This window comes from Olsenella phocaeensis, assembly GCF_900120385.1.
Lineage (GTDB): Bacteria > Actinomycetota > Coriobacteriia > Coriobacteriales > Atopobiaceae > Olsenella_I > Olsenella_I phocaeensis.
Genome location: NZ_LT635495.1, coordinates 20,616 through 33,038, shown reverse-complemented (window position 1 = coordinate 33,038; position 12,423 = coordinate 20,616). Strand labels below are relative to the sequence as shown.

Genomic DNA, 12,423 nt, shown 5'->3' with positions numbered 1-12,423 from the left:
GACGACGGCAGCTTCGACAAGTCCCTCTTCTACCCCGAGACCCCCGCCGCTGTCATGGTCGACACCCAGGTCATCGCCGACGCACCCGTGCGCTTCCTCGTGGCGGGCATGGGTGACGCCCTGGGCACCTACTTCGAGGGCCGCGCGTCCATCCGCACCGAGTCCCCGAGCCTCGAGGGCACCGGCATTACCCGCGCGGGCATGGCGCTGGCCAAGCTCTGCTACGAGACCCTGCGCGACTACAGCTCCCAGGCCATCGTTGCCTGCCAGAACCACGTGGTCACCCCTGCCTTCGAGAACGTCGTCGAGGCCTGCGTGTACCTCTCCGGCGTGGGCGCCGACAACGTTAACTGCGCCGCGGCCCACTCCTTCTACAACGGCCTGACCTCGCTGGGCGGCCACAGCGCGCCCCACGGCAACTGCGTCGCCTTCGGCACGCTGGTCCAGCTGGTGCTCGAGGGCGTTCCCGAGGAGGAGTTCGTGGACGTCCAGGACTACTGCCTCGAGGTCGGCCTGCCCACGACCCTGGCCGAGCTGGGCGTGACCACCGACGAGCAGATCTGGAAGATCGCCGAGGCGGCCTGCGTGCCGGGCGAGACCATCCACAACCTCGCCGGCGACGTCACCCCCGACGAGCTGCACGACGCCATTGTCGCGACCGACGCGATGGGCAAGGCCCTCAGGGGAGAGTAGCCCCCTGGTCTGGCGGACGCCAGGCTGACGCTCGTGATGCGGGCCCGGGCACCCTTGGGTGCCCGGGCCCGTTGCTGAACGGACGCGCGCGTAGGCCGTCAGACCAGCTTCCATCGGGCGCTTAGGATGCGCTTGTTCCAGAAGTTCGCATAGGCACCGTCTCGTTCGAGAAGCTCGTCATGAGTCCCCGACTCCTCCACGGTTCCCCGAGCGTTCAGCACGACGATTCGGTCGGCCATCTTGATGGTCTCGAGCTTGTGGGCGACAGCGATCACCGTGGAGGACCTGCGAAGCACCTCGATCGACCGGATGATGTTCGCCTCNCCCGGGCACCCTTGGGTGCCCGGGCCCGTTGCTGAACGGACGCGCGCGTAGGCCGTCAGACCAGCTTCCATCGGGCGCTTAGGATGCGCTTGTTCCAGAAGTTCGCATAGGCACCGTCTCGTTCGAGAAGCTCGTCATGAGTCCCCGACTCCTCCACGGTTCCCCGAGCGTTCAGCACGACGATTCGGTCGGCCATCTTGATGGTCTCGAGCTTGTGGGCGACAGCGATCACCGTGGAGGACCTGCGAAGCACCTCGATCGACCGGATGATGTTCGCCTCGTTTTCGGCATCGAGCGCCGACGGCGCCTCGTCAAAGAGGACGATGGGAGCCTGCTTCAGCAGCGCGCGGGCAATCGACACGCGCTGGCGCTCGCCTCCCGAGAGCGCGCGGCCGCCCTCGCCGCAGAGGGTGTCCCATCCCTCGGGCAGGCGCTTGACGATCTCGGTCACGCCCGCCAGGTCGGCGACCCTCTCGAGCTCGTCATCGCTCGCGTCCGGCCGCGCCAGAAGGACGTTGTTGCGCAGCGTGTCATTGAACAGGTACACGTCCTGGAAGACGAAGGAGACGTTCTTGAACAGCTCCTCCGTGGTGAGGTCTCGCACGTCGACGCCGCCGACGCGCATGGCGCCGGCTGCCGTGTCGTAGAAGCGGGCGATGAGCTTTATGACCGTGGTCTTGCCGCAGCCCGAGGGTCCCACGATGGCGAGCATGCCCGATGGTGGAACCGAGAAGCATACGTCGCGGAGCACCGGCTTGCCCGGCACGTACGAGAACGTGACGTGATCGGCGCTGACGCTCGCGTCGTGGGGGAAGGTGCCGGGGACGGCAGGCGTCGGCATCTCGGGAGCGTCCATGACCTCGTCGATGCCGTCCAAGGTCTGGCGTCGCTCCTCCAAGCCGAAGAGCGCCGCCGAGACGTCCGACACCATGGTAGAGAAGCGCAGGGCAACCCCTATGATGACGACTGCCTCGAGTGGGGTGGCGATGCCGCTCACGCACAGGGAGCTTCCCAGCAGGATCATGGCGAACACCAGCGTCTGCTGTCCCATTCCCGAGACCAGGTTGCCCAGCACGCCCCACCAGAGCCCACGTACAGACTTGCGTTGCGCCTCGACAAAGCTGTCGGCGAGCTCCTTGTAGCCTGGCCCCGCATGGCAGGCGCGCAGCGCACCCTGGCACTGGGCGAACTCGACGATTCGGGAGGCGAGGGCCTCCTCTGCGGGAGTCTCGTCCGCGTAGCAGTTCTCTATGCACTTCTGTCCGAGCTTGAGCAGGATGAAGAGCACGGGAATCGCGATGCTCGCCATGAGGCCGAGCCGCCAGTTCCATGCCCAGGTGCCCAGGCCGAACACCACGCAGGCGCACAGGTTGCGGACGAGCTGGCCGATGAAGTAGGCGACCGCCTGTCCGCTCGACATCATCTCCTGCGTGACGATGCGGCTCAGCCTGCCGGCGCTCGACGCCGAGAACCAGCCCAGGGGCAGGGAGGCGACCTTTGTGCCGATGTGCCTCTGCAGCATGCGCATGTACCCCAGGCCGGCGGTGTATCCGAGCTTGCAGCCCTGGTAGTCGAGGACGCAGGAGAGGGCCGCCAGCGCCGCTAGGACGATCATCCATGCCGCGAAGCCGAGGCCCCACTGCGCCTTCGCCGTCTGGAGGGCTATCGCCGCCGGCATCATCGTGCACAATGCCAGTCCCGTGAAGACGCCTGCCGCAGCGTAGGCCACCGTGCCACGCCTGTTCATGGCGGCATCGGCGTCGGTCATGTACCGGCGGAATCGGCGCAGAAGGCTCCGGTTTCTACTCATGGCAATCCCCCTGCCCCTCTTTCGCGCTGGAAGTCGGGGCGAACCCGCCCTGAGCCAGCAGCGCCCGGTAGTGGTCGTTGTCGAGCAGGGTCTCGTGCGTGCCCAAGGCCGCGATCCTGCCCTCCTCCATGACGGCTATCTGATGGGCTCCCACCACGGAGTTCAGGCGATGGGCAATCACCAGGACCGTGCGCCCCCCGACCAGGCCGCCGAGGGCCCGCTGTATCTCGACCTCCGAGTCGGGGTCGGCGAAGGCCGTGGCCTCGTCCATGACCAGGACCGGCGCATCTGCGAGGATCGCGCGTGCGATGGACAGGCGCTGCGCCTCTCCGCCCGAAAGCTCGCAGTCGGTGCCGATGACGCTGTCATAGCCCTTGGGAAGCGACATGACGAAGTCGTCTATCTGGGCGGCCCTGGCAGCGTCCCGTATCTGCTCCAGGCTCGCCTCTGGCCTTGGGAGGGAGACGTTGCGCGCGATGCTCGCATTGAGCAGCATCGCATCCTGCAGCACGAACGATACGTTGCGATACAGCACGTCTGGCGAAAGGGATCGCAGGTCAACGCCGCCGAGCTCTATGGAGCCCTGGGAGGGGTCGTCGAATCGGGCGACCAGCGTCGCCAGCGTCGACTTCCCCGACCCGGAGGGGCCGATGAGCGCGGTCACCGTTCCTGGCTCGAGCGTGAGGTCGACGCCCCTGAGCGCCTGGGTCTCGCCATAGGAGTACGAGACGTCCCTGATGACGACCCGGGGCCTTCCGTCGGGCTCATGGGGATGCTCCGGCTCCTCGAGCGGCGGCGTGTCCATCAGCTCGACCAGCCTGACGGCCGCAGAGCCGGCCAGCTGGTACGACCAGGTGATGTTCGCGACGCTCATCATGGCATTCGGAAGGACCAGGGCGATCAGGGTGCATGCGATGATCTGGGGCAGCGTCGCGAGCCCCATCGCATGGAGCAGCGCCCCTCCTCCCAGGTTCACCAGCAGCAGTACCGGGATGGAGACGAACTCGGCGGCGACGGCACAGCGACCGATCATCGGGGCGCACCATTCCCAGTACGAGTCCGCGAACGCCCGCGCGGCTTCGGCGTAGTTGCGGTAGGACTCACCGCTCTTGCCGAACGCCTTGATGACCTTGATTCCCGAGACGAGCTCCACCATGGTTGCCGAGACGTTTGCGAGGTTGTTGTTCATCTCGGCCGTCTTGGGCCCCATGTCCTTCATGGAGGAGCCGTACAGCACGAAGTAGAACGGGAGGGTTGCGATCCCGACAAGGGCCAGGCGCCAGTTCATGACGAACATGAACGCCAGGAGCACCAGGGGAGTCAGGATGCCGTTGAGCATGTCCACCGGCGCGTGGGCGATTACGGTATGGACGGTCTTGGTGTCGTCCTGGACGGCGTTGCGTATCCTGCCCGATCCCGTCCTGCCAAACCAGGCGAGAGGGACGCGGCTGAGGCGCTCGACGATCTTGCGGCGGATGACGAAGCGCAGCCTCATGTCCGCGAAGTGCGTGATGGTGAGGGACAGCAGGTAGAACGTCAGCCTGAGCACGAAGGCCGTCACCAGCAGCATGACGATGTCGCTCACTTGGTCGGCATCGAGCGGACGCACGCCCTGCTGGGCGGCGATGAACGTCTCGCCCAACCGCACCAGGGCGAGGTAGGGGACGAATGCCAGCAGGGCGGACAGGATCGTGAAGAGCTGGGCGAGGACGGTGCGACCCTTGATGTGCGCCGCCAGCAGCTTGATCGCCGCCCGCCCCGCCCTGTCCTGGTCCCGATGCTCCTGCGAGATGTCGGTCATGGCTACCTCACTCCCAGCTGCCTGAAGTGCTTGGCGAACACCTTGGTGCCGATGAAACCGCCGAGCGTCGCGCAGACGACCGTGGCGATGCACGTGACGACCATTCCGGGGCCGTACATGAAGTCGACCATGTTCCGGGAGAATTCCTCCGCCATGCCCGCCTGGACGCATTGGGCGACATACGCGTCGCCACCGATCATGTAGACCAGGGAGATGTGGCCCAGCCAGAACAGGAGGACGAACGCAGGGAAGGACGCCAGGATCCTGCCCCTGCCACGCGTCTTGGGATTGCCCAGGATGAGCTCCGCGGCAAGGCAGCCAACGAGGATCCCCGCCGGCCCCGTCCAGAACATCCCCATCACGAAGCCGAACGCGGCCATGATCGCGCCCATGGCAATCATGGCGCCGCGCTTGGGCACGCGCTGGACGATGTACATCCATGCCATGCCGGTGACCAGGGACGAGGCCGCATGGGCGCTCCAACAAGTGCGGTAGTCGAAGCTGCACACCATGGCGAAGCCCATCGTTATGAAGAACACCAGAACGCCGAACGCCGCGCAGAACACGAGGTCCTTCGCGGTGAGCCGACCCGTGTCCCTTGCCTGTGTACCAATCGTCCTTTCAGCCATGAGCCATTTCCTTTCTGATAGAAGCCTCAGTGGACCGATGAAAAACCGAGCAGCCTTCTTATGCGCCCGAGTGTTTCCGGATTGAGCGGAATCGGCGCCGACGGACGTCCGCCGTCCAGCGAGACGACGGCGTCGCAGACCGAGCAGAGGAACTCGTAGTCGTGCGTGATCACGCAGATTGGCAGGCCATGGCGCTTGAGCCGGCCGACCTGCCTGGCGATGACGGCCATGTTGCGATAGTCGAGCCCGCTGGTCGGCTCGTCCATGACCAGGGCCCGTGCGCCGTACAGCAGTCCTGCGGCGATCGACACGCGCTGTCCCTGCCCGCCGGACAGGGACAGGGGATGCCGCTGGACGAGCTCGGCGAGGCCAAAATCCTCCATCAGCGATTCCATGGAGAACGCCTTGGGGGCATCTCGGTCGAAGCCGCGCCTCTGGGCCTCCTCGAGCTCGCGGGCAACCGTGTGCTCGAAGAGCTGGTAGCCCGGCTCCTGCATGACGAGGTAGATCGATCCAGCGCGCCGAGAGGGTCTGAGCGCCGTTCCAGCGAGCTCGACGGTGCCGGCCGCCTCCCTCTGGATGCCGCACAGGCATCGGGCGAGCGTCGTCTTTCCCGTGCCGTTCGCCCCGACGAGGCCGATGGCCGTTCCGGCGGGGATGGTCAGGTCGCAGTCGTCTATCACCCTTCTGCGGTGGCGATACGACACGCACAGGCCCCTCGTCTCCAGCGCGGCGCGACCTTCTTCCCACCTGTCGCCGACCGATGTCGCGGAGACCTTCTCGCAAGAAGTGGGGCTCGATGCCCGTGCGTCCATCTCCTCGACTCGCCATGCCCTCAGGCCCCATCCCGACCGGGTCTCCCATGGGAGGGCGCCAAAGTCGGCGGCCGACCATGAGCCGGCAATGGCTCCGTCCCGCATGACCACGACGCGGTCGGCAAGGTCGGAGAGCCACCACAGACGGTGCTCGGACACGATGACGGTCTTGCCCATCGCTTTGAGCCTTGCGAGCGCCTGGCCCAGGAGCTCCATGGAAGGCACGTCGAGCGCCGCGGTCGGCTCGTCCAACACGAAGACGTCGGGATGTGTGGCGTACACGGATGCCAGGACCACCATCTGGCGCTGTCCGCCCGAAAGCTCCTCGACCCGGGAATGCAGCAGGTGCCCTATCCCAAACGTCCTCACGCTCTCGTGCACCCGCTCGGCGATCGTCGCGTGCGGAAGACCCTGGTTCTCGCAGCCAAACGCAAGCTCCGCCTCGACGTCGGAGTTCACGAACTGGCTGCGTGGGTTCTGGAACACCGAGCCCACCGTTGCCGCAAGATCGCTCGTGGTCCATTCGGTGACGGGCTTGTCGTCGATGGCGACGCGCCCCCTCATGGTCCCCTGGTAGACCAGCGGGATTAGTCCGTTCATGGCACGGGTCAACGTCGTCTTTCCACAACCGGATTCGCCCGTGAGCACCATGAGCTCGCCTTCGTGGACCTGCAGGTCGATGTCGCGGAGTGCGTCCGAATCTGCACCGTCGTAGCGGAAGGAGAACCGCTCGAACGAGACGGCGACGCTCATGGGGCAACCACCCCCAGCCTTGCGAGCACCATGGCCGCGAACAGGGCGTACTCGACCACCAGGAGCAGGACGTCGGCCGCCTGTACGCGCAGGACGTAATACGAGCTGCGCCTCCTCGCGGTGTCCGCACCTCGTGCCACCACCGCGTTTCCCAGCTCGTCGGCGATGATTCCCACCCGTCCGATGACGGGAACCATAAGGCGCTCGACGGTTCTTGCGGGGTGTGCCGCCACGGCCAGTGGGGAAGAGGCCATCCCGCGGACTCTCATTGCCTCGCCCACCGCCCTGAACTCGCGCGCCAGAGTGGGGACGAAGCGCAGCGCAACGCAGAGCGAGACCACGAGCCTGGAGGGGAAGCCCATCTTCTGGAGGGCGCAGGCGAGCTCGCCCGAATGCGTGGTCGCGAGGCAGAGCGCCGCGAACGCGGCGACGGGAAACACGCGCTGGAACATGAGAAACATGCTGGCGGGCGAACTGAGCCATCCCCATCCCGTCATGCCGGGAAGGTGTGCGAGGACGAAGGCCGACGCGTAGGCGACCGCCCACTTCAACGCGGAGGCGGGCTGCCGACATGCCAGCATGAGGAGAAGGACGACGCCCATCGATGCCACCTGGTACCCAAGATGGGGATACAGGGTGACCTCCACGTTCAGTGGAAGCAGGACGAGCAATGCGACGCGTGGGTCAATGCGATGGTGGCGGACGTTCTCCTCCCGCACGTGCCTTTCCTTTCTCGTTCTGACATGTTAGCCTCATCTAACCGAATATAGACAAGGAAGACACGACGGAGAGACCCCTGGGAAGAGTGGATAACTGCACCGAAAACATCCTGCATCTCACCGAAACGAGATTCGCGACCAAGTGGTACCAGAACCTGTCTCCATCGGGAGATGGTGGCTTCGACATGGACCTCGGGGCCGGGCGGGACGACGAGGCAAACCTGGCCAGGATACATGCGGTGTTCGACCCCATGATCGAGACCATCCACGGCATCCACCAGACGCAGGCCATCCGACGGGGGCTAGTGTCTCCCGGACAGGTCCGTCCCTATGGGAACACCTGGATCATCGACCCCGGGCGTGGCTCGGGGGAGTACTGGTACCACGTCATAGACTCCGACATCATCGTGGTCTCGATGAGCGTCTCGCTCCGCGAGCGGGCGGTCATGGACGGGCACTCCACCGATATGGTCGGGCTTGGCTGCTACATGGAGGACATGCCGATGTTCTTCGTCGAGGGGCTCGAACGGCAGAGTCCGTCACTCGTCGGCTATGTCTGGAAGGGGCATCGCTTCCGGCAGGTCGTCGAGGACGGCGCTCGGTTCAGCTCCTGCTCCATCTCGCTTCTGCCGAGCGCGATTCCCCGGCTCGCCCGCATTCTTCGGGTCACGCCCGCGCAGCTCCTGCATTCCGTGACGCTGCTTGACGGCCGGCGTGACATACCCGCCCTCACCGTGGCGCTCGGCGAGCTGGGAAGCGCACGCCTGTGCAGGCTCATGGAGCCCGCGTACTATCGCGCCAAGGTGATCGAGTGCTTCGCACTGCTCGTGAGCGAGACCTCATGCTGCCCGCGTGGGCCTCAGGCCTCGTCGGCTCCGTCAGAGCAGCTTTGTGCGGCCATCCTGGCCTATGCCAAGTCGAACGTGGCGAAGGACCTGTCGACCCGGTCGCTGAGCCAGGCGTTCCACGTCAGCGAGCCCAGCTTGATCTCGACGCTCAAGAAGGTGACTGGCAGGACGCCACAGGAATGCGTGCGAGAGGTGCGCATGGAACATGCCCGAGGGCTGCTGGCCAACACCAGCCTCAGCGTGCGTCAGGTCGCCCGGTTCGTCGGCTACTCCAACCAGGGAGCCTTCTCGGAGGCGTTCAAGGCGGCCACCGGCTGCACGCCCACCTGCTACCGCAGGGACCGGCGATAGGCTCCGGACCTTGGACGGGCTCCAGGTTCTGGGGAAGTCGTAGCAATGGGGAGCTGGACGCCTGGGGCGCGTCATATGATGTAGTGGTCCATGGAATGCTGGCCGGGACGGACGAGGGGATTCCCATGGAGACGAACAGGCTCGTGCTGCGGCGCTGGGAAGACGGGGATGCCGCGGATCTCTACGAGTGCGCCAGGGACCCCGACGTCGGTCCCATCGCGGGCTGGCCCGCGCATGCGAGCGTCGAGGAGAGCCTGCGGGTGATACGTGGCGTTCTCAGGGTGCCGGAGACCTACGCGACCTGTCTCAAGGACACGGGCCGCGCGATAGGCTCCATCTCGCTGAAGCTCAAGGGCAGCACCGACTTGACGGAACGAGACGACGAGTGCGAGCTGGGCTACTGGATCGGCAAGCCGTACTGGGGACAGGGCCTCATGCCGGAGGCCGTCCGCGAGGTCCTGCGGCACGCCTTCGAGGACCTTGGCATGCGATGCGTGTGGGCTGGCTACTACGATGGGAATGACAGGTCGCGACGCGTGCAGGAGAAGTGCGGCTTCCGGCACCAGCGGACGACCGACGAGGTCGACGTCCCGCTCATGCACGAGGTTCGCAAGGGCCACGTGAGCAGGCTCACGAGTGACGAGTGGGCGTCCGACCTCGAGGATGGCTCGGCGCCAGCTTAGGGCTGCCCTTCTCCCGCCGCGGCTTTGTCATTCAAAATCTGCGGATACGTCGAATTAGCTCGGTTCAAAATCTGCGGAGATCGGGAAGTCAGCCCAAGAGGTCGCGTGCCGGCTGCGGCAGCTGCTCCGGCTGGACCTCCTCCCACGAGACCACCTCGCGTACGGGCAGGTAGCCGACCTTGAGGTACGCGCCGTCCCTGAGCCGCTTGCCTGCGGTGAAGCTGAGCAGGCGGTGCGAGCCCGTGGCATCATAGGCGTCGAGCGCGTACTCCCAGAGCTCTCCGCCCTCGTCGCTCTTGTCCTGCGCCACCGCGTCGTCCACCCGGACGTACCAGGTGGAGGCGTTGTCGGTGTTCGCCAGGTAGAAGCTTGCGGCCAAGGCTCCCACCACGAGCAGGCTCGCCACGATGGCCACGATTCTCTTTGTCATTGGTCCGGTCCTTTCTCTGCGTGATTCGTTTTTTTGGATGCGCTCGCCAATCTCCTGTGCCTATTCCGACACAGCCGCGGCGCGCGAGACCACCCAGGCGCAGGCAGCGGTTGCCGCGGCGGAGAAGAGGACGCTCGCCGCCACGAAGCTCGCGAGCTCGGCGGGCGAGAGGGCGCCGCTCCCGTTGCTGTTCGACGCCAGCTGCATGAGCGCCCAGGGCCACCACAGGCCCCAGCCCTTGGCCGTGAGCAGGAGGCCCATGACGGCGCCGCCGAGCGCCACTCCCACGGGGGCCGCGAAGCTGCGCACGAGCGATGACACGAGCAGCTGCACCGCCACGACCGCCACGCCACCCATCCATGAGAGCAGCAGGTAAACGACGTAGTTGGCAGACGGGAGACCCGCGATTCCCACCGCCTTGCCGCAGGCCACGAACAACGCCCCCGTCACGGCGAGCGCGACGCCCAGCATGCCCGCGCCCACCACGAGCTTCGCGACGACGACGCGCCACGTGGCGACGGGGCTCGCGAGCACCTGATTCCAGTTGCTCCCCGCATGCTCGAGCCCCATGAGCCACGAGCAGCCCGCGCCCACGAGCGCGGGCAGGAAGAAGCAGAGCTCGAAGAGGGTGTGCTGCGCCCAGAGGTTCTCCCAGCCGGGTGTGAGCACCCCCAGGTTCTGCTGGTAGTTGAAGGTGCCTATCGTCGCCGCGATGAGGGGCAGCACCGCGTAGGCGATCCAGATGGGCGCGCGGCGCAGCTTGTCGACCTCCGCGCGCAGGGGTTGCGTCCTCATGCTAGAGCTCCTTTCTCGAGAACCAGGTGGCGGAGACGGCGATCACCGCTGCGCAGATCGCGGCAAGCAGGGCCGCATCCCCCCAGGCGAAGGGCACGGTGTAGAAGGACGTCACATGCGCGACGCTGTCCCAGTCCATGCGCACGCACGAGAGCAGGCCAAAGTAGCCGCTGGGTACGAGGCGTTGGACGGCGGGTGGGAAGAAGAGGCTGAACAGGCCCGCGAGCGAGAGGGAGAGGCCCAGCGCAAGCGAGGCGAACTGGTTCTCCCAGCGCAGGGCGACGGCCTGCACGACGGCGGCCACCGTGAAGGTGGGGCCGATCTGGCAGGCGGCGAAGGCTGCGAGCCCTGCGATTCCCACCTGGTCGGCGAAGCCCTTGTACGATGCCAGCGCGGCGATCCCCGCAGTCTCCAGCGCGACCGTGGCCGTGATGAGCACGAGGCTGCAGGCGAGCTTCGCGGCGAAGAGCGAGCCGGGACGTTGCAGGCACAGGAGCTCCTTCAGTGCCTGCGCCTCGTGGTCGGTCTCGCACAGGCGCGACGAGACGACGGCGGCGAACAGGGTCAGGACGATGGCGTTCACGAGAGGAGTCATGTAGAGCAGGGACGCCGTCCCGTCCGGCGCTCCCTGGGCGGCGCGTGCGGCGTCGGTCGCCACCCACATGAGGCAGAGCGCGGCGACGCCCAGGCAGATGAGCCACACGTTCTTGCGCCTGAGCTTCGCGAACTCGAGCGAGAGAGCCCTCATCACAGCCCCCGTCCCTCGGTGAGCGCGAGGAAGAGGTCCTCGATGCTCTCGCTGCGCTCCTCGATCCGCACGACGCCGATGCCGGCGCGCGCGAGCGCGAGGGAGGAGTGTGCCACCGCCTCGTCCCCGGCGAAGGGCGCGAGCAGCCAGCCGTCCTGTGCGCTGGCCCCCAACAGTGCGGCAGCGCGTGCGTCGTCGGTCGTGCGGAAGGCAAGCTGTCGCCGGGCGCGTGCGCGCAGCCTCTCGAGGGGGCCCTGCCACACCATCTGGCCCCGGCTGATGATGCCCAGATGGTCGGCCATCTGCTCGACCTCCGCGAGCAGATGGCTCGAGACCAGGACCGTGGTGCCGTGCGTCTGGGGCAGCGCTCGCACGAGCGCGCGCATCTCGTGGATGCCCTCGGGATCGAGGCCGTTGGTGGGCTCGTCGAGCAGCACGAGCCGGGGGTTGCCGAGCAATGCGGCCGCGAGCCCCAGACGCTGCTTCATGCCCAGCGAGAACTGGCCCGCGAGCTTCTTTCCCGTGTTGGCCAGGCCCACCGTCTCGAGGGCCTCGTCGATCGCGGAGGCGGGGAGCCCCTTGAGCCTGCGGACGACGTCGAGGTTCTCGCGGGCCGTGAGGTGCTTGTAGCAGCTCGGGCTCTCGATGAGCGAGCCCACGTGCGCGAGGACCTCCAGGCGGTTCTTTCTCTCCATGCGCTCGCCCAGCACGTCCACCCTGCCGTCCGTGGGGCGCACGAGGCCCAGGATCATCTTCATGGTGGTGGACTTCCCGGCCCCGTTGGGCCCGAGGAACCCGTACACCGACCCCTCCGGCACCCTGAGCTTGACGTTGTCCACGACGCGCACGCCGCCATACGACTTGGTGAGCCCGCTCGTGGCGATTGCCAGTTCGGCCATCTTCTCTCCCTTCTCGGCTGTGCTCCGCGCGATGCGAGAGCCGCGTCTTTACGTGGGACGGACCCTCTCGTGGGCCCGATTTCCTCCCGCGTCGCAAGACAAAGGCTAGGCGGCGCCGTTTTCGC

General features: G+C 66.5%; 12 protein-coding genes and 1 pseudogene. 3 read left to right on the top strand and 10 right to left on the bottom strand.

All coding sequences use genetic code 11. The features are described from left to right. A pseudogene (gene gldA, locus BQ7388_RS09935) lies at positions 1-693 on the top strand (glycerol dehydrogenase); the annotation flags it as partial. 98 nt (positions 694-791) lie between these two features. Here the strand turns inward: gldA and BQ7388_RS09930 are convergent. The 6 genes from BQ7388_RS09930 to BQ7388_RS09905 all read right to left on the bottom strand — a co-directional run bounded on the left by BQ7388_RS09930 (position 792) and on the right by BQ7388_RS09905 (position 7,544). Then, on the bottom strand, positions 792-989 hold the full coding sequence (locus tag BQ7388_RS09930) for a hypothetical protein (protein WP_200781484.1): 198 nt from the start codon (positions 987-989) through the stop codon (positions 792-794). 83 nt (positions 990-1,072) lie between these two features. Continuing rightward, positions 1,073-2,827 carry an ABC transporter ATP-binding protein gene (locus BQ7388_RS09925; protein ID WP_072500535.1) on the bottom strand — a complete coding sequence of 585 codons (1,755 nt, stop codon included), beginning with the start codon at positions 2,825-2,827 and terminating at the stop codon, positions 1,073-1,075. Next, entirely contained in the window at positions 2,820-4,628 is a 1,809-nt protein-coding gene (locus BQ7388_RS09920) for an ABC transporter ATP-binding protein (protein ID WP_072500534.1), read from the bottom strand. Before BQ7388_RS09920 ends, BQ7388_RS09925 begins: the two co-directional genes overlap by 8 nt. 2 nt (positions 4,629-4,630) lie before the next feature. Then, positions 4,631-5,257, bottom strand: a complete 627-nt coding sequence (locus BQ7388_RS09915; protein WP_009278807.1) for an MptD family putative ECF transporter S component — start codon at positions 5,255-5,257, stop codon at positions 4,631-4,633. A 26-nt stretch (positions 5,258-5,283) separates the two neighbouring features. Continuing rightward, positions 5,284-6,825, bottom strand: a complete 1,542-nt coding sequence (locus BQ7388_RS09910; protein ID WP_072500533.1) for an ABC transporter ATP-binding protein — start codon at positions 6,823-6,825, stop codon at positions 5,284-5,286. Continuing rightward, positions 6,822-7,544, bottom strand: coding sequence for an energy-coupling factor transporter transmembrane component T family protein (locus tag BQ7388_RS09905; RefSeq protein WP_083558384.1), 723 nt, complete (start codon positions 7,542-7,544; stop codon positions 6,822-6,824). Before BQ7388_RS09905 ends, BQ7388_RS09910 begins: the two co-directional genes overlap by 4 nt. Before the next feature lie 86 nt (positions 7,545-7,630). Here BQ7388_RS09905 and BQ7388_RS09900 point away from each other — a divergent pair, with 86 nt between their 5' ends. Together BQ7388_RS09900 and BQ7388_RS09895 are read left to right on the top strand one after the other, a co-directional pair. Next, positions 7,631-8,743 carry a helix-turn-helix transcriptional regulator gene (locus tag BQ7388_RS09900; protein ID WP_072500532.1) on the top strand — a complete coding sequence of 371 codons (1,113 nt, stop codon included), beginning with the start codon at positions 7,631-7,633 and terminating at the stop codon, positions 8,741-8,743. A 125-nt stretch (positions 8,744-8,868) separates the two neighbouring features. Further along, positions 8,869-9,426 carry a GNAT family N-acetyltransferase gene (locus BQ7388_RS09895; protein WP_200781483.1) on the top strand — a complete coding sequence of 186 codons (558 nt, stop codon included), beginning with the start codon at positions 8,869-8,871 and terminating at the stop codon, positions 9,424-9,426. An 88-nt stretch (positions 9,427-9,514) separates the two neighbouring features. Here BQ7388_RS09895 and BQ7388_RS09890 read toward each other — a convergent pair whose 3' ends face one another. From BQ7388_RS09890 to BQ7388_RS09875, 4 genes are read right to left on the bottom strand one after another with little or no spacing between them, the layout of a single operon-like run. Then, positions 9,515-9,856 carry a YxeA family protein gene (locus tag BQ7388_RS09890; RefSeq protein ID WP_062530677.1) on the bottom strand — a complete coding sequence of 114 codons (342 nt, stop codon included), beginning with the start codon at positions 9,854-9,856 and terminating at the stop codon, positions 9,515-9,517. A 60-nt stretch (positions 9,857-9,916) separates the two neighbouring features. Beyond that, entirely contained in the window at positions 9,917-10,651 is a 735-nt protein-coding gene (locus BQ7388_RS09885; RefSeq protein WP_062530679.1) for an ABC transporter permease, read from the bottom strand. 1 nt (position 10,652) lies between these two features. Next, on the bottom strand, positions 10,653-11,399 hold the full coding sequence (locus BQ7388_RS09880) for an ABC transporter permease (RefSeq protein WP_072500531.1): 747 nt from the start codon (positions 11,397-11,399) through the stop codon (positions 10,653-10,655). After that, positions 11,399-12,298 carry an ABC transporter ATP-binding protein gene (locus BQ7388_RS09875; protein ID WP_072500530.1) on the bottom strand — a complete coding sequence of 300 codons (900 nt, stop codon included), beginning with the start codon at positions 12,296-12,298 and terminating at the stop codon, positions 11,399-11,401. The genes BQ7388_RS09880 and BQ7388_RS09875 overlap by 1 nt, the downstream gene beginning before the upstream one ends. Positions 12,299-12,423: the final 125 nt, after the last annotated feature.

Excerpts from the sequence above, each read along its gene's own strand:
- BQ7388_RS09925 (WP_072500535.1), bottom strand. The coding sequence starts at position 2,827 with ATGAGTAGAAACCGGAGCCTTCTGCGCCGATTCCGCCGGTACATGACC.
- BQ7388_RS09920 (WP_072500534.1), bottom strand. The coding sequence starts at position 4,628 with ATGACCGACATCTCGCAGGAGCATCGGGACCAGGACAGGGCGGGGCGG.
- BQ7388_RS09915 (WP_009278807.1), bottom strand. The coding sequence starts at position 5,257 with ATGGCTGAAAGGACGATTGGTACACAGGCAAGGGACACGGGTCGGCTC.
- BQ7388_RS09910 (WP_072500533.1), bottom strand. The coding sequence starts at position 6,825 with ATGAGCGTCGCCGTCTCGTTCGAGCGGTTCTCCTTCCGCTACGACGGT.
- BQ7388_RS09895 (WP_200781483.1), top strand. The coding sequence starts at position 8,869 with ATGGAGACGAACAGGCTCGTGCTGCGGCGCTGGGAAGACGGGGATGCC.
- BQ7388_RS09890 (WP_062530677.1), bottom strand. The coding sequence starts at position 9,856 with ATGACAAAGAGAATCGTGGCCATCGTGGCGAGCCTGCTCGTGGTGGGA.
- BQ7388_RS09885 (WP_062530679.1), bottom strand. The coding sequence starts at position 10,651 with ATGAGGACGCAACCCCTGCGCGCGGAGGTCGACAAGCTGCGCCGCGCG.
- BQ7388_RS09880 (WP_072500531.1), bottom strand. The coding sequence starts at position 11,399 with ATGAGGGCTCTCTCGCTCGAGTTCGCGAAGCTCAGGCGCAAGAACGTG.
- BQ7388_RS09875 (WP_072500530.1), bottom strand. The coding sequence starts at position 12,298 with ATGGCCGAACTGGCAATCGCCACGAGCGGGCTCACCAAGTCGTATGGC.